The following is a 21,182-nucleotide window of genomic DNA, read 5'->3' as shown; positions in this document are numbered from 1 at the left end:
CTTTATCTTCCTGCCAGCGTTTTTATTTTATTTTATCATGGGTGTGTGTAGGAAATGTGTTCTGACTCCGGAACTCGCTCTGGTAATGGGAATTTCTTTGTGATATACTGAGACCATGGAAAATCAGAATAAAGAATGGACCGCAGTACGGCAGCCCACGAAAATAACAAGGCTTTTGAAGCTGGGAACGGGAGTCCGGGTGGAACTGGATTTTATTGACGCCCTGTCTGAGGAGGAGGGTATATTGATCGGAAATACCTGTAAAGGCTTCGTAAAGGCCATGTCGGAAAACCGGGAAGTGGATACTTATCCCAGACGGGTGTTCCGGATAAATGCCGGCGCTCTCCATCAGTACGTTTATATGCGGGATGGGACGACCAAATATCTGGCAGAAGTGGAACCGGGGGATGAAATCACGGTGTTTTCGCCGGACGGTTTCCGGACGGCATTTGTCGGCCGCGTCAAAAAAGAAAAGAGGCCTCTGTGGAGGATCGAACTGGAAAATGGCATATCTGCCACAGTTCAGGAGGCGGACAGTGTTTATCTGGAAGGGGACGGAAGTTCATCTGCGTTTGTGGGGCTTACAGAAGGCGGCAGTCTGTCCTCTTATCCGGCAGAGTCCTGCGGACGCCATAAAGGCGAAGCCGTGGCGGAATATATAGAAGAAATGTAACATTGGCGTTTTATAATAATTAAGGAGCGGCGTATATGAAATTCAGATTTGTGCATAACAATATTAACGTATATGATCTGAAAAGATCCATGGATTTTTATAAAGAGGCTTTGGGGCTTACAGAAACGAGAAGAATTGAAAAGGAAGACGGAAGCTTTATCATTGTGTATCTGGGCGACGGACAGACCAGTCATCTTCTGGAACTGACCTGGCTCCGGGACATGGACAGGCCTTATAACCTGGGAGACAATGAGATCCATCTCGCGTTCCAGGCGGACGATTTTGAGGCGGCTCATGAAAAGCACAGAGAAATGGGATGCATCTGTTTTGAAAACCCGTCCATGGGAATCTACTTCATTGAAGACCCGGACGGATACTGGCTGGAGATCATACCGGAGAAAAGATAAGGGAGCGGCATCATGAAGGGTACCATAAGTGATTTGATCATACTGCTGGAGCAGGAGGGACTGCTCATAGAGGCTTCCGGAGAGGCGGAATGTCTTGTGCCCGATTCCCTGACCACGAATTCCAGGGAGGCGGGTCCGGGAGCTTTTTTCATCTGCAAGGGTTTTACATTCAAAAAAGAATATCTGGAGATGGCGGCCGAGAAGGGCGCTGTCCTTTACATGGCGGAGACGGACTTCGGCGTCGTCCTGCCTCACATTCTGGTGAAGGATATCAGGAAAGCGTCGTCGGCCGCGGCAAGATGGTTTTATGAGAATCCCGGGGATGAGATGTTCGTCACCGGAATCACGGGGACAAAAGGGAAAACAACAACGGCTTATATTTTAAAATCGATTCTGGATGCCGGATCCCCCGGACGGACGGCTGTCTTTTCCACGATGGAGGTCAACACAGGAAAGATGTCCCGCCTGAGCCATCTGACTACTCCGGAGCCGGTCGAGCTTCAGTCTTATTTCCGGGAAGCGAAGGACAATGGATGTGATCATGTGGTGATGGAGGTGTCCTCTCAGGCCATGAAATTATCACGGGTGTACGGGCAGCATTTTCCTATCGGAATTTTTTTGAATGTGGATGAGGACCATATCGGAGAAAAGGAGCATGCGAGCCTGGAGGAATATGTGAGCTGTAAGATATCCTTTTTATCTCAGTGTGATACAGTCATAGTGAATAAAGAGACGAGGTTTTTCGACAAGGTCATGGCGGGATGCGCGGGAAAACGGGTGCTGTTGTATGGACACGACGAGACGTGCGACGGTGTGATCCGGAACATAGAGGTCAGCGCCGGCGGGAGCCGCTTTGAGCTGGGATATAAAGGCAGGTGGTATGCTTTTGAAAGCAGCCTGGTCGGACGGTTCAATGTGGAAAACCTGACGGCGGCAATCCTGGCGGCCTTTGTCATGGGCATCGGCCCAGGGACTATTGCAGAAGGAATCCGTCATATCCATATTCCTGGGAGAATGATGCTGATGGAATACGGCGGGTTTCATATCGTAGTGGACTACGCCCATAATTACTTAAGCTTTTTGAATGTATATAAAGCGGTGCAGGAAACGTTTGCCCCGAATCATATCCATTCGGTGTTCGGATGTGCCGGAGAGCGTTCTCCTATTAGAAAGAGGGATATGGGGATATTGGCGGACAAGTATGCGGACTTTGTATATCTGACGGCCGATGATCCGGGCTATGAGGATGTGGCGGAGATTTGTCTCGAGGTCCAGTCCCATATTAAGAAACCGTGCAGGATAATCCCGGACCGGGAACAGGCCGTCCGGGCCGCTCTGGATGCGGCAGAGCCGGGAGATGTGGTGATACTGGCCGGGAAAGGCGCCGAAGTGACCCAGCGTGTGCGGGATTCCTATGAGCCTTATATATCGGACGCGAAGGCGGCACAGAAATGGATGGCTGAAAGACAGCGGAATCGTGTCTGAAAGAATTCTGTAAATATAAAAACACCCGAGTGCCGGCATGGCACCCAGGTGTTTCTTTATTTTATGGCAGATCTTTTATGTATTCCCCGGTATCCAGATATTTCATTTTCGGAAAGGTGCTTCCCAGCAGCTGATCCGGATAGTATTGATCCAGGTGGCGTTCCAGGAAATTTCTGGGCGGTATATTTTTATGCCGTTCGCTCATGCGGATGAGCGCCAGGCAGGAAATGACCGAAGTAAATACCACCAGGCATACGGTACACCGGGTGGCGAACCGCCGCTTTTTTTGCGGGACCTTCTCCAGAAGCCCGGAGAGGAACGGATAGATCCATTTGGCCCAGGCAATGGCCACGAGCCCCCAGAAAGCACAGAAGACCAGGTTCACATAGTTTCCGATGGAGAGCGGTATTCCGGAATAATCCCAGAATGTGACTCCCAGCACGATCTGACAGACGAAGCCGCACAAAAATTCAAATGCACCGCCGAAAATATAGCCTTTAATAAACAGATGAAAAGGCTTAGAATTTTGGTTGTTATGCAGCAAAATACTGAACAGGGCGCAGCCGGCTCCCCAGACATTGCTCATGGGGAAAAACAGGTTGCTGCTTCTGTTGGAGTATCCGCCAAAGGCAAAATAACACCAGATTGTTTCTGCCAGACATCCCAGGATGCCGCCGATTATATAAATCCAGAAGATTTTGTAAAAGTTACAGTCTGCGTCTTTTGTATTTGGTTTAAATGGACGTTTGAAAGCCATAGACCTCCTCCTTTCCAGTGCAACCGGTATCTTTTAATTGAAACCGTATATTTTTTGGGTCACGTTATAAGCCAGTACGGAACATTTCCTGCCAATTTTTCCGGGCAGGTTCATGGCGATGCCGAGCAGGGTCCGGTAACGGAACTTCCGATAGAGGGAAGGGTTCATATCCTTCAGCTCCTGCCATAGTGCTTCTTTTTCCCGCAGATGCTCTTCTGTGCCGGATTTAATGGCCATAATGGAAGAGATACTCAGGATGATGTTCAGGTAGGAACACATGTTTTTGCAAAGTGTCCTGTTCTTAAAAAGCGGTCCGGACTTCTCCAGGCAGTCGATCATCAGGCGGGTCACGCGGAACTGCTGGTCCAGCCGTGAGATCATTACAGATTCATTGACTGATTGGTCCTCCCGGCCGATGAAGTAGCGGTAGAAGTCTGCATCGATATAATACAATGTCTTTACGTAGGGCATAGGCTGGAATACAAATAAATTGTCCACATAAAAGGTCTTTTTCGGAAGCTCCAGCCCGGAGCGCCTGAGGACAGCCGTCCGGAAAATGACGGAATGCATCAAAATGTAAATAGTGGGCGGCAGCGGCTTTACATCATCCCAGGTGAAATAAGTATCGGCAGGAAAATATTTCCGGTACTGCATGATCTTCTTACGGGCCGCTCCCTGCTTTTCATAGACATAGTTGGACAGCAGCAAATCGGGAAGACGGTCTTCCATGACTGCCGTTTTAAGAAAACTGAGAATTTTTTTGTATGCTTCCAGATCCACCCAGTCGTCGCTGTCTACGACCTTGAAGAACAGGCCTGTAGCATGGGCGAGGCCGGTGTTCACCGCGCCGCCGTGTCCGGCATTTTCCTGATGGATGGCACGGACGATGCCGGGGTGTTCTGCTTCCAGCCGGTTTGCGATATCTGCTGTATCATCTTTGGAACCGTCATTTACGATGAGAATTTCCACATCGTCTCCTCCGGGAAGCAGGGAATTGACACAGTGCTCCATATAATCCTGAGAATTATAGCAGGGCACTGCGATGGATAATAATTTCACGGAATTCACTCCTTATCTTGATCAGCGTCTAAATTGCTGTATTTTATAGCGACTTGCTTTACAGCCATCTAACATTATACGGCTTTTTTTGGAAACTTGCAACGTCTGTTACGGAAAGTATGACAGAAAACAGGTTCTGTACCTATATAATATGGAAGAAAAGCGGACAAAATTCGCCGGGAAATAAAAAAGAACGGAATGATGGGAGAGGCTGTGAATATGGGCAAAAAGGGATTGTGATTTATAGTGGACAGAAAAACGGTAAAATGGTATACTTTAAACAAGTATGTCTATTAGAGATTCTGTTTATCCGGAGTCCATCTATTAGAAATTAAAGGAGGAACTATGATGAATACGTTGGAACTCAAAAAACAGGCCAATGAAATTCGCAAGAGCATTGTGTCATCCGTACACAGCGCGAAAGCTGGTCATCCCGGCGGATCTCTTTCCGCTGCAGAGATTTTCACCTATCTGTATTTTGAAGAGATGAATGTGGACCCGAAGGACCCGAAGAAGCCTGGCAGGGACCGTTTTGTACTGTCCAAGGGGCACACGGCTCCCGGATATTATGCGGCGCTTGCCCACAAAGGCTTTTTCCCGGTTGAGGATCTTTTGACCCTCCGCCATCTGGGCTCATATCTCCAGGGACATCCCTGTATGCAGCATATCCCCGGAGTGGATATGTCCAGCGGCTCTTTAGGACAGGGAATCTCCGCGGCTGTCGGCATGGCGATCGCAGGCAAGCTGGACAATGCGGATTACCGTGTATATACACTTCTCGGCGACGGGGAGATTCAGGAGGGACAGGTATGGGAAGCTTCCATGCTGGCCGCTCACAGAAAACTGGACAACCTGGTAGTCATTGTGGACAACAACGGCCTTCAGATCGACGGGAACATCGCGGACGTAAACTCGCCCTATCCCATTGACAAGAAATTTGAAGCGTTTAATTTCCATGTGATCAATATTGACGGACACGACTTTGAAGCGATCCGCGCGGCGTTTGCGGAAGCGAAGACGGTAAAGGGACAGCCTACCGCCATTATCGCGAAAACGGTAAAGGGCAAGGGAGTATCCTTTATGGAAAATCAGGCATCCTGGCATGGAACTGCCCCCAATGACGAGCAGTATGCCATTGCAATGGCAGATTTGGAGAAAGTAGGTGAAGCATTATGTCAGAAATAAAGAAGATCGCGACAAGAGAGAGCTATGGCAAGGCACTGGCAGAATGTGGCGCTGAATATAAGGAACTGGTCGTGCTGGATGCCGACCTGGCCGGCGCTACCAAGACGGGAGTTTTTAAGAAGGCGTTTCCGGAGCGCCATATCGACTGCGGCATCGCAGAATGCAATATGATGAGTGTGGCGGCAGGCCTTGCCACCACGGGGAAGATTCCCTTTGCCAGCTCCTTCGCAATGTTTGCGGCGGGCAGAGCCTTTGAGCAGGTCCGCAATTCCATCGGGTATCCTCATCTGAATGTGAAGATTGGCGCTACCCATGCTGGCATTTCCGTAGGAGAAGACGGCGCTACCCATCAGTGCAATGAAGATATCGCTCTGATGAGGACGATTCCCGGCATGGTGGTGATCAGCCCGGCGGATGACGTTGAGGCCAGAGCGGCCGTGCGTGCGGCCATAGAGCATCAGGGCCCCGTATATCTGAGATTCGGGCGTCTGGCGGTTCCGGTCATCCATGACGAAGCTTCCTATAAATTCGAAATAGGAAAGGGCGTTGTGGAAAGAGAAGGAAAAGATGTGACCATCATCGCCACCGGCCTGTGCGTAAGTGAATCACTGGCCGCAGCTGAAAAATTGGCGGCGGAGGGCATTGACGCCAAGGTCATCAATATCCATACTATCAAGCCTCTCGATGAAGACCTGGTAGTAGCGGCAGCCAAAGAAACAGGAAAAGTGGTAACTGTTGAGGAGCACTCCATCATCGGAGGCCTGGGAAGCGCCGTGTGTGACGCCTTGTCTGCAAAAGCGCCCACTCCGGTACTGAAGATCGGCGTTAACGATACCTATGGAGAATCTGGCCCCGCGGCTGCTCTGATCAAGAAATATGGCCTTGACGGCGACAGCATTGCGGAAAAGGTAAAAGCCTTTGTAAAATAAGCACAAATAATGTATTTTTTGAGATACTTGTTTGACATTCTTGTAACAAGAATTGTATAATGAGAAGGATGATTTTGTGCTATTTATATCAATCTATATCACATTCACTTATATTCCTAGAGGAGGAGATTATCTATGGGAAGAAAAATGAAAACCATGGATGGCAACCATGCAGCGGCTCATGCTTCTTATGCATTTACCGATGTGGCGGCCATCTATCCGATTACCCCTTCATCACCGATGGCAGAAGCCACAGATGAGTGGGCGACACAGGGGAGGACAAATATCTTCGGACAGACCGTTCAGATTACAGAGATGCAGTCTGAAGCAGGCGCGGCGGGCGCTGTGCACGGCTCTCTGACAGCAGGTGCTTTGACCACTACCTATACGGCGTCTCAGGGTCTGCTGCTTATGATCCCGAACCTTTATAAAATCGCCGGCGAGCTGCTTCCCGGTGTGTTCAATGTATCTGCGCGTGCTCTGGCCAGTCATGCCCTTTCTATTTTCGGCGATCACTCCGACGTGTACGCATGCCGTCAGACCGGCTCCGCTATGCTTTGTGAAGGCAGCGTGCAGGAGGTCATGGACCTGACTGCAGTAGCTCATCTGGCAGCGATCAAGGGCCGTGTTCCCTTTATCAATTTCTTTGATGGTTTCCGTACCTCTCATGAGATCCAGAAGATTGAAGTCTGGGATACAGAAGATCTGAAGGATATGGCAGACATGGATGCGATCGACGCGTTCAGACGCCGTGCCCTGAATCCTGAGCATCCCTGTGAAAGAGGCTCCGCTCAGAATCCTGATATCTTCTTCCAGGCAAGAGAAGCCTGCAACTCTTACTACAATGCGCTTCCCGCTATCGTAGAAGAGTATATGGACAAGGTAAACGAAAAGATCGGCACAGATTATAAGCTGTTCAACTACTACGGCGCTCCGGATGCAGAACATGTGATTGTTGCGATGGGTTCCGTGTGTGAGACTATCGAGGAGACCGTTGATTTCCTGAATGCACAGGGTCAGAAGACAGGCCTTGTCATCGTGCGTCTGTACAGACCCTTCTGCGCTGAGAAACTGATCGAGGCGATTCCGGATACCGTTAAGAGAATCTCCGTTCTGGACAGGACAAAAGAGCCCGGCGCTCTTGGCGAGCCTCTGTACCTGGATGTGGTTGCAGCCCTCAGGAATACGAAGTTCCACAATATCGACATTTTTACCGGCCGCTATGGTCTGGGGTCTAAGGACACGACTCCTGCTCAGATTGTTGCCGTGTACAACAATACCGAGAAAAAACAGTTTACCATCGGCATCGTGGACGATGTGACCAACCTGTCTTTAGAGACTGGAGAAGAGATCAGCGTTGCTCCTGAAAGCACGATCAGCTGTAAGTTCTGGGGCCTTGGCGCGGACGGCACCGTAGGCGCGAATAAGAACTCCATCAAGATCATTGGTGACAATACCGATATGTATGCACAGGCATACTTTGATTATGACTCCAAAAAATCCGGCGGCGTGACGATCTCTCATCTGCGTTTCGGCAAGGATCCGATCAAGTCCACCTATTTGATCAGCAAAGCGAATTTTGTGGCCTGCCACAATCCTGCTTATCTGAGAAAATACAACATGGTACAGGATCTGAAGGACGGCGGAACATTTCTTCTGAACTGCCCTTGGGATATGGAAGGTCTTGAAGAACATCTGCCCGGACAGGCTAAGAAATATATTGCAGACCACAACATCAAGCTCTGCCTGATCGACGGAATCAAGATCGGCAAAGAGATTGGTCTCGGCGGCCGTATCAATACCGTACTTCAGTCTGCATTCTTCAAACTTGCAAACATTATACCTGAGGATAAAGCCATCGAGCTGATGAAAGCCGCTGCAAAGGCTACCTACGGAAGAAAGGGCGACAAGATTGTTCAGATGAACTATGACGCCATCGACCGCGGCGCAACGGATGTGAAGGAGATCAAAGTACCTGACAGCTGGAAGGACGCTCAGTATGAGGATCTCTCCGAGAAGGTACGTGAAGGTAGAGAAGAAGCCGTTAAATTCGTTGAAAGTGTTCAGCAGAGCGTTGCGGCTCAGGAAGGCAACAAGCTGCCGGTATCCGCATTCGTGGATTATGTGGACGGCTCCACACCCAGCGGAACTTCTGCATTTGAAAAGCGCGGTGTTGCAGTAGATATTCCCGTGTGGAATCCTGAAAACTGTATTCAGTGTAATTTCTGCTCTTATGTGTGCCCTCATGCTTCAATCCGTCCTGCTGTAATGACAGAAGAAGAAGCGGCTGCGGCTCCTGAGAATATGAAAAAGGTTCCTATGACTGGTATGCCTGGAATGTTCTTCTCCATGACAGTGGATGCTCTGGACTGCATGGGCTGCGGTTCTTGTGCGACAGTATGTCCCGGCAAGAAAGGCGCAAAGGCTCTCACTATGGAAAATATGGAAGCCAATGCAGACTGCCAGAAGGGCTTTGAATATGGACTGGAGCTTCCTAAGAAGCCGGAGGTTCTTGCGAAGTTCAAAGAAAATACCGTAAAGGGAAGTCAGTTCAGACAGCCCCTGCTTGAGTTCTCCGGCGCATGTGCAGGCTGCGGCGAGACTCCTTATGCGAAGCTGATCACCCAGCTTTTTGGTGACAGGATGTATATTGCAAATGCGACCGGCTGCTCTTCAATCTGGGGCAACTCTTCGCCGAGCACTCCTTATACCGTGACTCCCGAAGGAAAAGGACCGGCCTGGTCAAACTCCTTATTTGAGGATGCGGCTGAGTTCGGATACGGCATGAGCCTGGCTCAGAATGCCATGAGAGAAAGCCTGAAGACAAAAGTAGAAGCTGCGGTTGCGAACAGCGGCAATGCCGAGGTGGAATCGGCAGGCAAGGAATGGCTGGAGACTTACTCCATCGGCGCGCTGAACGGCGCTGCTACGGACAAGCTGGTAGCTGCTCTGGAAGCATGCGGCTGTGAGAAGTCAAAAGAGATCCTGAAGGATAAGGATTTCCTGTCAAAGAAGTCGCAGTGGATTTTCGGCGGCGACGGCTGGGCTTACGACATCGGATTCGGCGGCGTCGACCATGTTCTGGCCAGCGGCAAGGATATCAATATCATGGTATTTGATACCGAGGTTTATTCCAATACAGGCGGACAGTCTTCCAAGGCTACACCTACCGGCGCGATCGCTAAGTTTGCGGCAGGCGGCAAGGATGTGAAGAAGAAAGACTTGGCTGCCATCGCCATGAGCTATGGCTATGTATACGTTGCTCAGATCGCTATGGGTGCGGATTACAATCAGTGTGTAAAGGCTCTGGCAGAGGCAGAAGCTTATCCCGGACCTTCTCTGGTAATCGCATATGCCCCTTGTATCAACCATGGCATCAAGGCCGGCATGGCGAAAGCTCAGCTGGAAGAAAAGGCAGCCGTTGAGGCTGGCTACTGGTTCAACTTCCGTTTCAACCCTGAACTGGTTGAGGCAGGCAAGGCTGGATTCAGCCTGGACAGCAAGGCTCCTACAGGAGACTACAAAGAGTTCCTGAATGGAGAAGTACGTTACAATTCTTTGGTACGTGCGAATCCGGAAAGAGCTGCGAAGCTGTTTGAAGCTGCGGAAGAACAGTCCAAAGCGAAGTATGCTCACCTGCAGAAGCTGGTTAAGCTGTACGGCGTAGAAGAATGAACGTGTTGACTTTGAGTCAAGCGACAGCATAATAGACAAAACGGCTCTGCCAGAAGCAAGTGTGCTTGCGGAAGGCAGAGCCGTTTTGGCTATGGGCGGACATTTGAGGAATGTCCGCGTGCGCCCGGGCGGAGCCTGGGCGAAATGCTGGAGCGGAAAAGAAGCAAGTGTGCTTGCGGAAGGCAGAGCCGTTTTGGCTATGGGCTGACCTTTGACGGAAAGGCGGAAATTTATGATACATTTGGCGACGATTGGCAGCGGCAGTATCGTGGATTTGTTTTTGGATGCGGTGGAGAAGACAGAAGGCATCTGCTGCACGACAGTGTATTCCAGGACGGAGGAACGGGCGGAGGAGTTTGCCGAAAAGCATGGCGCCGTCAGCTGGTACTCGGATCTGGACGCGATGTTGAATGACAAGACCATTGATTTTATCTATGTGGCGTCTCCCAACAGTCTTCATTACAGTTATGTAAAACAGGCCCTGGAGGCGGGGAAACATGTTATCTGTGAAAAACCCTTCGTAGGAAGCTTTAAAGAGGCAAAGGAGCTGGTCCGTCTGGCTGGGGAAAGAGGCCTTTATTTGTTTGAGGCTATCACGATCCTTCACATGCCCAATTATAAAGTGATCAGGGAATGGCTGGGGGAGATTGGCCCGGTGCGTTTGGTGCATTACAATTACAGTCAATATTCCAGCCGCTATGATTCATATCTGTCCGGAAAAGTGACCAACGTGTTTGATCCGGTATATGCGGGCGGCGCGCTGATGGATATCAATGTCTATAATCTCCATGTGATCGCGGATCTTTTCGGAGTACCAGAAACGGCTTCTTATTTTGCGAACCGCGGCTTTAACGGTATCGACTGCTCTGGAACCGCGGTGCTCCAGTATGGCGGATTCATATGTACCTGCATGGGAGCGAAGGACTGTGACGGAGAGAATACCGGGCTGATAGAAGGAGAAAAGGGCTATATCCTGGTGAAGGAAGCGGGGAATCTATGCGGAAATGTGAAGCTCTGCCTCCGGAACGGGGAAACAAAGAACATTGGATATGACGGAAGCGTAAACAGGATGACCTATGAAGTGGAGGACTTTGTAAGAGCTTATGAATCCGGTGACTGGGAGGTCTGCGGCAGATGGCAGGAGGAGAGCTTGAATGTGATGAGGATTCTGGATATGCTCCGACATTAAGGGGGCCTTAAGGTATGATACAAAACACTTTTTGGAATCGTATTTAGTTAGCTCCAATTCCGTACCGGCGGAAGTTCCGGACCGTCACGATTTCGGTTCGTTGGCGATGCAGGGGCCGCTTTATCCCCACTCCGGAAGTATCGCTCACATGTCGACAGGAAATCTTTATGATTTCCCGTCTCCTGTTCGCTCAGAAACGGAACCGGTATTTCCGTTTCTGCCTTCCTCCGCCAGGGGAACACCGGCCGCTGCCCTGCGGCGCTCACCTTTAGGCCGGCCCGGAATCGTTCTGCCGGTACCCTGACTGCCGCACTGTACTGGACAAATTTCATTTCTTAGATTCCAAAAAAGGATTGGATAACCACACGGCCCGCGCGCCTTACGGCGGCGGGCCGCGGTGAGCCGCCCCAATAGCTTTCACAACAGACAAAAGCTTATTTCGGTGCGGAAAGAGGAGCAGGAGGAACGTTCCGAACCCATCGTAAGGGGAGCGCCGCAAAGGCGTTGGCAGGATCTTCCCAGCCGCAGGGAGGTAAAAACCGAATTTCATGCAGGTTTTTATTGGAATCTGACATGGAAAAATATCGATTTATCCATGTCAGTTGGAAAATACCGACCGAAGGCCGCAAAGATGCTGGTTACGGCTGCCAGCGACCCGCCTGGATGGGATCGGACTTCCTCCTGTCCCCTCTGATTTGCAAAAATAAGTTTGTTTAAAAGGTATTCAAAGGTATATATACGGGAACATAAAAAACGTATTCTGCTGTATAGCAGACCATTTGTTATCGGGAGGTATTTATGAGTTTATCATTTCAGTCAGTCATCCGGCTGAACAACGGCGTGGAGATTCCACGTCTCGGGTTTGGCGTATGGCAGGCAAAGAACGGGGAAGAAGCAGAAAATGCCATCGGATATGCCCTGGAAGCGGGTTATCGGCATATTGACACGGCGGCGGTTTATGGAAATGAAGAAAGCGTCGGACGGGCCATGAAAAAGAGCGGGCTTAAGCGGAATGAGATATTCCTGACCACGAAGCTTTGGAACGCGGATCAGAGAGAGCACCGGCAGCGGAAAGCTTTTGAGGAAAGTCTGGCGCGCCTGGATACGGATTATGTGGATCTGTACCTGGTCCACTGGCCGGTGGGAGAATGCATTACTGAGACTTGGAAGGTTCTGGAGGAGATTTACAGAAGCGGCCGGGCCAGGGCCATCGGAGTGTCTAATTTCAAGGTTTCCCAGATGGAGGAGCTTCTGCTGAAGGCGGAGATCTGTCCCGCGGTGGATCAGATGGAGTTCAATCCCTGTATGCAGGACAATGAGCTTTTGGCATTCTGCAGGGAAAAGGGAATTGCCTTTGAAGCTTGGAGCCCTTTGGGAAGCGGCGCCTTTACTCAGGACAGCACAGCGGCGGAGATCGGGAGAAAATACGGGAAGAGCGGACCGCAGGTGATTCTGCGGTGGATCCTGCAAAAAGACATCATCGTGTTTCCCAAATCTGTGCATAAGAACAGGATTGAAGAAAACAGGAATCTGTTCGACTTTGAATTAACGGAAGAGGAATGCGCTCTTCTGGATGCCATGAATTGTGGGAAGCGGACAGGCCCTGATCCGGACTGTGTAGATTTTTGATAAAGAATCGATATACAGGATTCACATGAATGGGGTCCGTATAACGGGAAAAGGCTTCCGAAGACGACGCGGAGGCCTTTTCTCTTTAAAGAGGAATAAAAAATATACTTAAATACCTGCAATGATCTCGGGAAGCATGACCTTCGGCGCAGCCTGGACCGGAGAGACTACGACAGCTTTGTAAGTGGTATCTTCTGCCACTGCCACGAAATGTTCCTTGCTCATAAGGGCCGGTCCTTCCAGAAAACAGAAGATTTCATTATCTTCATGGGTCTCCACTACCTTGAAGGAAGGGGTGTGATGCCATCCCTGGAGGAGGCCGGCGGTCACTTCTGTAGTATTCAGACGGCTGGTCAGCTTGAAAGCCGTCCACTCCAGGTAACCGTGATCTTTATTTCCGTAGCAGTTAGCATCAGTGGACAGGGGAACATACGCCTCAAAGCGGGATAATCCGGGCATTTTCTGCGTTATCCTCAGTCGGCGTACATCCAGTACGCCTTCATCGTCTGCCTTGAAAATGACCGTATGTCCCCCTTGTCCACTGATGCTACCTTTCTATCTGATCTTTTTTCTTTAGATTCCATTATTTCCCTTTTAAAAAAGCGCCGTTCGCGGTCCAGTCCCTGTAGAAATTGTCTATATAATGCTGGGTCAGCGGCATGGGCATCTGGAATACATCCATGAATACGTGATAAGGTGCCGTAGTGATATCGGCTCCATGGACCGCGTAATCCACAAATTCCTGAGGCTTTTCAATGGAAGCTGCCAGGATTTCCGTTTCATAGTCCGAGGATGCGAACACCTCCGCGATTTCCTGGAGTGTGTCCAGCCCGTGGTAGCCGATACAGTCATTCTGTCCGGTATAAGGGGCCACGTAAGCGGCTCCGGCATGGGCGCAGAGCATAGCCTGGGCTGAGGTCAGGATGGTGGTAGCACAGGTCCTGATGCCCATTTCTTTTAAGGCACGTATGGCTTTGATACCTTCTGCAGTAGCAGGCACTTTGACTACCACATTGTCTCCGGCGCTTCGGATACTCTTTGCCTGTTCTATGATTTCTTCTTTAGTGACGGCGACGACCTGCGCCAGTACCGGAATATCGGGGAAGCGTCTGGAAAGCTTTGAAATGGTCTCCACGACGTCGGCGCCTTCTTTGGAAGAGAGGGACGGGTTTGTGGTGATTCCGGCCAGAAGCCCCATTTCTTCCAGTTCAGTCAGTTCTGCCATATCGGCAGTGTCAGCAAATAACTTCATGATACTATCCTCCTTGTTGATTTTTCGGATTTTCTGCACCGCCTGTGAATGACGGATTCAAAATTTACCTTCCGGCTGCTTGCGCAAATGCCGGTCATATCCGTCACCAGATGACAGAAACTCCGTATTTTTGGACTGCCGTCAGGAAGGCGGCGTCCGGCTTTTCGTCGGTGATCAGAGTATCGACCTTATCCCAGGTATTGAGAAGGAATACTCCCCTGGAGTTAAATTTAGTATGGTCTGCCAACAGATAGTTGTGCTGGGAATTCTTCATCATGATCCGGCGGATCTGAGTGCCGGTGGTGCCGTTATTGAACATGCCGTCCGCAGAAATATCGCTGCAGGAAGTGAAAGTGGCGTCCACATAAATCTGCTTGCAGAGATCAACGGAGGTTATATCGTCCATGGATGATACTTCGCGATTCAGAAAGCCTCCAATGATGAAGGTGTCGATCCAGGTCTTCGGCTGGAGAAGGTTCAGAGCAAAAACGCTGTTGGTAAATACGGTCATGGAACGGTTGGGCGGCAGGACCTTTAAAAGCTCCATGGCTGTGGAGCTGCCGTCCACGTAAATGCTCCTCATGTCCCGCTCGGTGATGGAATTGGCAGCATGCATGGCGATTTTCTGTTTGTAGGTGAGATTCATGGATTTACGCAGGTTGAATGAAAGCTCGGTCTTGCTTTCATCCGCAATCTGCGCTTTCCCATAGGCGCGTTCGATGAGCTTTGAGCGTTCCAGCTGCTCTAAGTCTCTTCGGATTGTCATGGCGGATACGCCAAAGCACTGTGCCAGAGTATTAACGGACATTTCTTTGTTGGACTTTATCATGTCGTAAATCGCTATCTGTCTGGTTTCTGCATTCACGGGCGTTCCCTCCTTTATTTGATTTTTCGTAAGTCTATCTTAGATATATCATAGCATAACAAAAAAAGCAATAGCAAAAAACAAAGCGAACATGAAAAATGTTGACCATGTTCATTTGATATCGTAGAATAACACCATGAGACACAAAAACATGTGCAATTGTATGATTTATTTTAAAAAATGGCACAATTAATTGTTTAAAATGACGATGGAGCAAACACCGTTCCAGTGCAAAAGGAACATGAAAACGAACAGGGAGGAATGGAAATGAAACAAAGCGTAATCACGGGATCCATGGGTATCCTCGGCGACAGATTCGTATTTGAAGGGTACAAGGAGGATTGTTCTTTCGCGGAGAAGGCAAAAAAACTGGCGGAGATTCCCGGTATCCAGGGCCTTGAGATTTCCTCGGGCGGAGAGGAAGCCGACGGAAAAGAAACGAAAAAGATTTTGGAAGACCTGAACCTGAAATGCGCCTGTATCAATGTGGCCATCGCGGGCAGGAGAGATTTGGGGAAAGGTTCTCTGGCCAATCCGAATCCGGCGCTCCGACGGAAAGCCATCGATATCTGCAAACAGGCATCCGACTATGCGGCAGAGATGGGAGCAGAGGTCATCAACATCTGGCCGGGGCAGGACGGCTTTGACTACGCGCTCTGTACGGATTACAGCAGGCTCTATCACGATTTCCTGGACGGAGCAGTGGAAGTGGCAGATCATAATCCAGACGTGAAGGTAGCGTTGGAGTTCAAGCCCAGGGAGCCCAGAAACCGTTCGCTGGTGGATACATACGGGACGGCCCTTCTGATGTGTGCGGAGGGAGGGAGAAAGAATCTGGGCGTGTCCGTGGACGTGGGGCATGTACTCTACGCCAACGCTAATATGGCTGCGGCAGTACAGGCCTGTGCGGAAAGAGGACGCCTCTTCCATATGCACACCAATGACTGCCTGGGATACTGGGACGACGACATGATTCTGGGGTCGGTCCGGTTTATTGAATACATAGAGCTCTGCTACGTACTGAGAAAGGTAAAATATGACGGCTGGTGTTCAGTGGACATATTCCCCAGCCGTGAGGATTCCTTTGCCTGTGCGGAAGAGAGCATCCTGTACCTTGATATGTTCGATAAGATGGTGGATAAGATCGGTATGGAGAACATAGAGGAATGCATCCGGAGAGGCGACGCGGCTTACGCTTCCAGACTGGTGCGGGAAAAGGCGTTCCTTTCAAAATAGTGAGGACAAGGGAAAAGAAAGGGTGTACATAGTATGGGTGAAATTCTTAGGATGGAAGGAATCTCAAAAAGCTTTCCCGGCGTAAAGGCATTGGATAACGTAAACATCGTGGTCAATTCGGGGGAAGTCCATGCGCTTTTGGGGGAAAACGGTGCGGGGAAGTCCACATTGATGAAGATTCTAAACGGAGTATATACGCCGGATGAAGGGAAGATATTTGTTAAGGGAAAAGAAGTCTCCATTCATAATATCAAGGAGGCTCAGGAACTGGGCATCAGCATCATCTTTCAGGAATTCAATCTCTGTCCGGATCTGACTGTGGCGGATAACGTCTATATTGGACGTCACAAGAACCGGTTCGGATTTGTAGATGCCAAATATGTGGAAAAAGAAACGCAGAAGATTCTGGACCGGTTCAAACTGAATATGATCAAGCCGGGAGATGTGGTCATGACCATGAGCGTGGCCCAGATGCAGATGGTAGAGATCTGTAAGGCAATGTCCTTTGATTCGGAGGTGGTAGTGTTTGATGAGCCGACGGCGGCGCTGGCAGAATCGGAAATTGAGCAGCTTTTCATGGTCATCAAACAGCTTCAGAAGGAGGGGAAAGGAATCATCTATATTTCCCACAGGATGGAGGAGCTCTCAAAGATCGCAGACCGGGTGACTGTGCTTCGGGACGGCCAGCAGGTGGGGGATTCCTTTGATTTCGCCAGCGTCACGCTGGATGAACTGATCAACCGGATGGTGGGCCGGACCATGGATGACAAATACCCGAAGCATGAGAGAACGATAGGAGAAGTCTTCTTCGAGGCGAACCATATTCGAAACAAGAAGGTAAATGTAAAGCATATTGACGTGCGAAAAGGGGAAATATTGGGAATCGCGGGTCTTATGGGGGCAGGGCGTACGGAGACGGCCAGGGCTATTTTCGGAGCCGACCCGGTGAGCAGCATTGAGGTGAAAATAAACGGCAGAAAAGTAGGCGTGGGCAGTCCCGGGCAGGCCATAAAAAACGGGATTGCGTATTTGACAGAAGACAGGAAGAACGAAGGCCTGGCCCTCCGCCTGGACTGTGAAAAGAACATCAACATGGCTTCCATGAAAAAGATTTCCAAATACGGTTTTGTCATCAATAAGACCGCGGAGGAGAATGCGAAGCACTATGTGGACGCTTTGGCGGTGAAGACTCCGAAGCTGGGGCAGCTGGCCCAGTTCCTCTCAGGAGGGAACCAGCAGAAGCTGGTTTTGGCTAAATGGCTGTCGAGACAGGTGGATCTGCTGATCTTTGATGAACCGACGAGGGGGATCGATGTTGGAGCCAAGTTTGAGATATACAAGCTGATGAACGAGCTGAGCGATCAGGGAGTCGGCATAATCATGATTTCGTCTGAGCTTCCGGAGCTCCTCGGCATGAGCGACAGGATCGCTCTTATGCACGAAGGGAGCATTGTGGGAGAAGTAGAAGCGAAGAAAACGACGCAGGAAGAAATCATGGCATATATCACTGGTCTGAAAACGAACGAAACGGAGTGTGTTGGAAATGAATAATTCAAATAGTGTAAAAAACAAGATTGCCCGGACAAAATTTGCAAACTTTCTGGGCAGCATGGCGGGGCTGTTCGGCCTGATTATCATCTTTTCCGTTCTGACGAGAACCTTTTTGACCGTGGACAATTTTATCAGCATCTGTCTTTCTGTGGCTGTTTACGCCACTCTGGCCTGTGGTATCTCGTTTGTACTGATCATCGGCGGCGCCGAGCTGTCGGCAGGTTCCGTGGTCGGCGTATCCGGGGCGGTTTTCTGCGTCAGCCTCCGGGCCGGAATACCGGCCTTCGCCTGTATCCTTATCACTTTGGCCTGCGGCATGCTCTGCGGCCTGTTCAATGGTTTTCTGGTCACCAAGATGCATTTGATCCCTTTTATTGCCACGTTGGGTACTCAGTACATATTCCGGGGCGCTACCTATATCATTTCCAATGGATCCTCCATTTCTGTACGCGAGGTGGCGAGTGAAGGGGATCTGCCGGTGCTTAAATTCATCGGAAGCGGCAAAATTCTCGGAATCCCGATGTTAGTTTATATCATGGTGATATGTGCCATTATCTTGTCCATTGTCCTTTCGAAAACAGTTCTGGGACGAAAGATCTTTGCGACCGGCAGCAATGTGGAGGCGGCAAGGCTTTCAGGAATCAACACCGATAAAATCACGACCATCGCCTATATGTTCAGCGGCGGCATGGCCGGTCTGGCAGGCGTCATGCTTACCACCAGGCTCCTGTCTGCACAGCCTACAGCAGGGATGAGTTTTGAACTGGAAGGCATCGCGGCGTCCGTGATCGGCGGAGTGAGCATGATGGGCGGCCAGGGAACCATTCCCGGCGCTGTGATGGGCGCTTTTATAGTAGGCATCATGAGGAACGGACTGAACCTCATGGGAGTGAATACCTTCTGGCAGCAGATCATCACCGGCGTGATCATCATCGTGGCCGTATGGGCCGACATCATGAGAAGGCGCAGAGAGGCATCCAAGAAATAGGAAGGTACGCTAGGAACAGCAAAGGGCTGTTTACTATATAAAATGTAAAAGGAGGAAAAAACATGAAACGAAACAAATGGACAGCAGTAGTAGCGGTTATGCTTTGCCTGATCATGGCATTGGCGGGCTGCGGAAAGAAGGCGGCGGATGAGACCACTGCGGCAAAGAAAGAAGAGACAACGAAAGCCGCTGAAGAAAAGACAACGGAAGCCAAGTCAGACGAGACCACCGAAGCAAAGAAGGACGATAATTCATCCGGCAGCAAAACTATTTATGTAATCGGCAAGGAGTCTCAGTACAACCACTGGTTATGTCTGCAGGACGGCGCGGAAGCATGCGGCAAGGAAAAAGGCTATGAAGTCGTTTATCAGGCTCCGCCTTTAGGAGAAGTGGATATTGAGAAGCAGGTATCTATGGTTGAGGCAGCCATCGGAACGAAACCCGCGGCTATTGTTCTGGCTCCCAATGATACGGACGCTCTGGCCGGCGTATGTGCTGAGGTTCAGGAAGCAGGAATTCCGATGGTTTTGGTAGACTCCAAGATTTCTACGGAAGATTATGACTGTCTGGTAGCCCTGGATAATGAAAAAGCAGGCGCGGACGTGGCAGAAGAAATCGCTCAGAGAATCGGCGGAGAGGGACAGATCGGAATCATTTCTGCGGTACCCGGCGGCGCTACCATCATGGCCCGTGAGAACGGCTTCATCGATTATATCAAAGCGAACTATCCCGATATCGAAATCGTAGGAGAAATCCTGTATTCTCAGAACGATTCTTCCAAGGCTATGAGCCAGACCTATGACATGCTGGCGGCATATCCCGATATCAAAGCATTCTATACTACCAATACTCCTACGGCAGAAGGCATCGCGTCTGCTCTGGAAGAAAAAGAACTGGGCGGCAAGGTCCTCCTGGGAAGCTTTGACGCATCGGATACTATCAACGGCTATATCCAGAACGGCACGATAGCGGCATGCTCCGTTGCAGAAGCTTATAACATGGGCTATGAGTCTGTAGCACAGGCTATCAACCTGATTGAAGGAAAAGATGTTGAAAAATTCGTGAACTCCGGCAACAGCATCGTGACTCCTGCGAACTTCGATGACGAACATATTCAGGAGCTTCTGTACCCCTTCGGAAAGTAATAAAAACCAATAACCATGCTTTACGGAACGCTGTGGTCTGTTTCCGCCTGCGGAAGCAGGCCACAGGTTTTGAAAAGGGGAATGTGAATGAAAGTATTCGGACGGGATTATACGAAACAAGAGCTTCTTTCCTATGCTGGAAACATCACTCAGATAGCCGGTGTCACGAGGAAGGAGCAAATTGACGGAAACGGGGATGGAATCCGATTCCTGGAAGTGAAAAACGGGAGCGGAATGGAATTTTCTGTGATGGAAAACCGGTGCATGGATGTAAATTCCATGAGCTACAAAGGGATTCCCCTGTACTTCTTAAGTAAAAACGGCCTGGTGTATCCTCTCCGATATCTTCCGGAATCTTCGGAGGATACCCTTAAGCATTTGTGCGGCGGACTGTTTTATACCTGCGGTACCCAGAATGTCGGATATGACTGTGTGGATGCGGGAGAAAAACAGGTGTGCCATGGACGGATCAAAGCCATGTCGGCAGTGAACGCGGCGGCGGCAGCCCACTGGGAGGAGGATGATTATCTCATTGAGCTTTATGGAGAGATGAGAGAAACCAGCCTTTTTGGAGAGAATATCGCGCTGAGGCGCCATATGCAGGTCTCCATGGGAAAGCCGGCTGTAAAGATCACCGATGAACTGGAAAATGAAGGGTTTGAGGAACGGCCGCTCATGTATATGTATCATTTGAATCTGGGTTTTCCCTTTGCGGATTCAGAGATGAAGATTTATGTGGAGCCATCGGAGAAATCCTGCAGGGATGAATGGGCGGTGCCGTATCTTTCTGAGTATCGGAAGGTGGAAAAGCCTCAGGTGCCGGGAAAGGAGATCTGTATCATGCACAGCTTCCGGGAGAAGAAGCAGGTGACAACTCTGGCGTTTAATGAGAGGCTTGGATTTGGATTCTATATCAAACAGGATACGAATGTAATGCCGTTTCTGCATGAGTGGAAAACGAACATAGCAGGCGCTTATGCAGTGGGCTTGGAACCTGCGAACTGCCATTGTGAGGGCCGGGTGAATGAGAGAAGATACGGGACGCTCCAGACCATCGCTCCTTTTGAAACGGTGCGGGTGGTGACAGAGCTCGGTATCCTGGAGGACAGGGAGCAGATAGAACAATTGATCAAAATATCAGAATAAGGGGGAAATCC

General features: G+C 50.0%; 19 protein-coding genes. 13 read left to right on the top strand and 6 right to left on the bottom strand.

Going from position 1 to position 21,182, the window contains the following annotated elements; translation table 11 throughout:
• Positions 1–115: 115 nt before the first annotated feature.
• Genes LQE92_RS03330 through LQE92_RS03320 form a run of 3 tightly spaced genes read left to right on the top strand, consistent with a single transcriptional unit; the run spans position 116 to position 2,565 of the window.
• Positions 116–673, top strand: coding sequence for a 3-dehydroquinate synthase II (locus tag LQE92_RS03330; protein WP_231061570.1), 558 nt, complete (start codon positions 116–118; stop codon positions 671–673).
• A gap of 35 nt (positions 674–708) precedes the next feature.
• Entirely contained in the window at positions 709–1,080 is a 372-nt protein-coding gene (locus tag LQE92_RS03325; protein WP_231061569.1) for a VOC family protein, read from the top strand.
• A gap of 12 nt (positions 1,081–1,092) precedes the next feature.
• Positions 1,093–2,565: a Mur ligase family protein gene (locus LQE92_RS03320; RefSeq protein ID WP_231061568.1), complete on the top strand. Its 1,473-nt coding sequence runs from the start codon at positions 1,093–1,095 to the stop codon at positions 2,563–2,565.
• A gap of 61 nt (positions 2,566–2,626) precedes the next feature.
• Here the strand turns inward: LQE92_RS03320 and LQE92_RS03315 are convergent, their stop codons facing one another.
• Both LQE92_RS03315 and LQE92_RS03310 read right to left on the bottom strand, forming a co-directional pair.
• Positions 2,627–3,322, bottom strand: a complete 696-nt coding sequence (locus tag LQE92_RS03315) for a putative ABC transporter permease (RefSeq protein WP_231061567.1) — start codon at positions 3,320–3,322, stop codon at positions 2,627–2,629.
• 33 nt (positions 3,323–3,355) lie between these two features.
• The gene (locus tag LQE92_RS03310) at positions 3,356–4,381 is read right to left on the bottom strand and encodes a glycosyltransferase family 2 protein (protein WP_231061566.1); all 1,026 of its coding nucleotides are present in this window, start codon (positions 4,379–4,381) and stop codon (positions 3,356–3,358) included.
• A 348-nt stretch (positions 4,382–4,729) separates the two neighbouring features.
• Between LQE92_RS03310 and LQE92_RS03305 the strand changes: the two genes are divergently transcribed.
• The 4 genes from LQE92_RS03305 to LQE92_RS03290 all read left to right on the top strand — a co-directional run bounded on the left by LQE92_RS03305 (position 4,730) and on the right by LQE92_RS03290 (position 11,359).
• Positions 4,730–5,566, top strand: a complete 837-nt coding sequence (locus LQE92_RS03305; protein ID WP_231061875.1) for a transketolase — start codon at positions 4,730–4,732, stop codon at positions 5,564–5,566.
• The gene (locus LQE92_RS03300; RefSeq protein WP_231061565.1) at positions 5,554–6,495 is read left to right on the top strand and encodes a transketolase family protein; all 942 of its coding nucleotides are present in this window, start codon (positions 5,554–5,556) and stop codon (positions 6,493–6,495) included. The genes LQE92_RS03305 and LQE92_RS03300 overlap by 13 nt, the downstream gene beginning before the upstream one ends.
• A gap of 135 nt (positions 6,496–6,630) precedes the next feature.
• On the top strand, positions 6,631–10,170 hold the full coding sequence (nifJ, locus tag LQE92_RS03295; RefSeq protein WP_231061564.1) for a pyruvate:ferredoxin (flavodoxin) oxidoreductase: 3,540 nt from the start codon (positions 6,631–6,633) through the stop codon (positions 10,168–10,170).
• Positions 10,171–10,402: 232 nt separating this feature from the next.
• The gene (locus tag LQE92_RS03290; protein ID WP_231061563.1) at positions 10,403–11,359 is read left to right on the top strand and encodes a Gfo/Idh/MocA family protein; all 957 of its coding nucleotides are present in this window, start codon (positions 10,403–10,405) and stop codon (positions 11,357–11,359) included.
• Positions 11,360–11,406: 47 nt separating this feature from the next.
• On the opposite strand, the gene LQE92_RS03285 is transcribed toward LQE92_RS03290, so the two are convergent.
• Positions 11,407–11,691, bottom strand: coding sequence for a hypothetical protein (locus tag LQE92_RS03285; protein WP_231061562.1), 285 nt, complete (start codon positions 11,689–11,691; stop codon positions 11,407–11,409).
• 466 nt (positions 11,692–12,157) lie between these two features.
• Here LQE92_RS03285 and LQE92_RS03280 point away from each other — a divergent pair, with 466 nt between their 5' ends.
• Positions 12,158–12,988: an aldo/keto reductase gene (locus tag LQE92_RS03280; RefSeq protein ID WP_231061561.1), complete on the top strand. Its 831-nt coding sequence runs from the start codon at positions 12,158–12,160 to the stop codon at positions 12,986–12,988.
• A 108-nt stretch (positions 12,989–13,096) separates the two neighbouring features.
• Here the strand turns inward: LQE92_RS03280 and LQE92_RS03275 are convergent, their stop codons facing one another.
• The 3 genes from LQE92_RS03275 to LQE92_RS03265 form a co-directional block, all read right to left on the bottom strand.
• Positions 13,097–13,447: a hypothetical protein gene (locus LQE92_RS03275; protein ID WP_231061560.1), complete on the bottom strand. Its 351-nt coding sequence runs from the start codon at positions 13,445–13,447 to the stop codon at positions 13,097–13,099.
• 124 nt (positions 13,448–13,571) lie between these two features.
• The gene (locus LQE92_RS03270; RefSeq protein WP_231061559.1) at positions 13,572–14,240 is read right to left on the bottom strand and encodes a transaldolase family protein; all 669 of its coding nucleotides are present in this window, start codon (positions 14,238–14,240) and stop codon (positions 13,572–13,574) included.
• A 103-nt stretch (positions 14,241–14,343) separates the two neighbouring features.
• Positions 14,344–15,105, bottom strand: a complete 762-nt coding sequence (locus LQE92_RS03265) for a DeoR/GlpR family DNA-binding transcription regulator (RefSeq protein ID WP_231061558.1) — start codon at positions 15,103–15,105, stop codon at positions 14,344–14,346.
• 267 nt (positions 15,106–15,372) lie between these two features.
• Between LQE92_RS03265 and LQE92_RS03260 the strand changes: the two genes are divergently transcribed.
• The 5 genes from LQE92_RS03260 to LQE92_RS03240 all read left to right on the top strand — a co-directional run bounded on the left by LQE92_RS03260 (position 15,373) and on the right by LQE92_RS03240 (position 21,171).
• Positions 15,373–16,341 (top strand): sugar phosphate isomerase/epimerase family protein, encoded by a 969-nt coding sequence (locus LQE92_RS03260; protein WP_231061557.1) that lies wholly within the window; start codon positions 15,373–15,375, stop codon positions 16,339–16,341.
• A gap of 33 nt (positions 16,342–16,374) precedes the next feature.
• Positions 16,375–17,892 (top strand): sugar ABC transporter ATP-binding protein, encoded by a 1,518-nt coding sequence (locus LQE92_RS03255; RefSeq protein WP_231061556.1) that lies wholly within the window; start codon positions 16,375–16,377, stop codon positions 17,890–17,892.
• Positions 17,885–18,880 (top strand): ABC transporter permease, encoded by a 996-nt coding sequence (locus LQE92_RS03250; RefSeq protein ID WP_231061555.1) that lies wholly within the window; start codon positions 17,885–17,887, stop codon positions 18,878–18,880. Before LQE92_RS03255 ends, LQE92_RS03250 begins: the two co-directional genes overlap by 8 nt.
• A 62-nt stretch (positions 18,881–18,942) precedes the next feature.
• Complete coding sequence (locus LQE92_RS03245) at positions 18,943–20,025, top strand: substrate-binding domain-containing protein (protein ID WP_231061554.1); 1,083 nt, start codon at positions 18,943–18,945, stop codon at positions 20,023–20,025.
• Positions 20,026–20,112: 87 nt separating this feature from the next.
• Positions 20,113–21,171 carry a DUF4432 family protein gene (locus tag LQE92_RS03240; protein ID WP_231061553.1) on the top strand — a complete coding sequence of 353 codons (1,059 nt, stop codon included), beginning with the start codon at positions 20,113–20,115 and terminating at the stop codon, positions 21,169–21,171.
• Positions 21,172–21,182 lie beyond the last annotated feature (11 nt).

This window comes from Lientehia hominis (assembly GCF_021044755.1).
Taxonomy (GTDB): Bacteria; Bacillota; Clostridia; order Lachnospirales; family Lachnospiraceae; genus Lientehia; species Lientehia hominis.
Note: the sequence above shows the minus strand (reverse complement) of the source record. Positions and strands in the feature narration are given on the sequence as shown.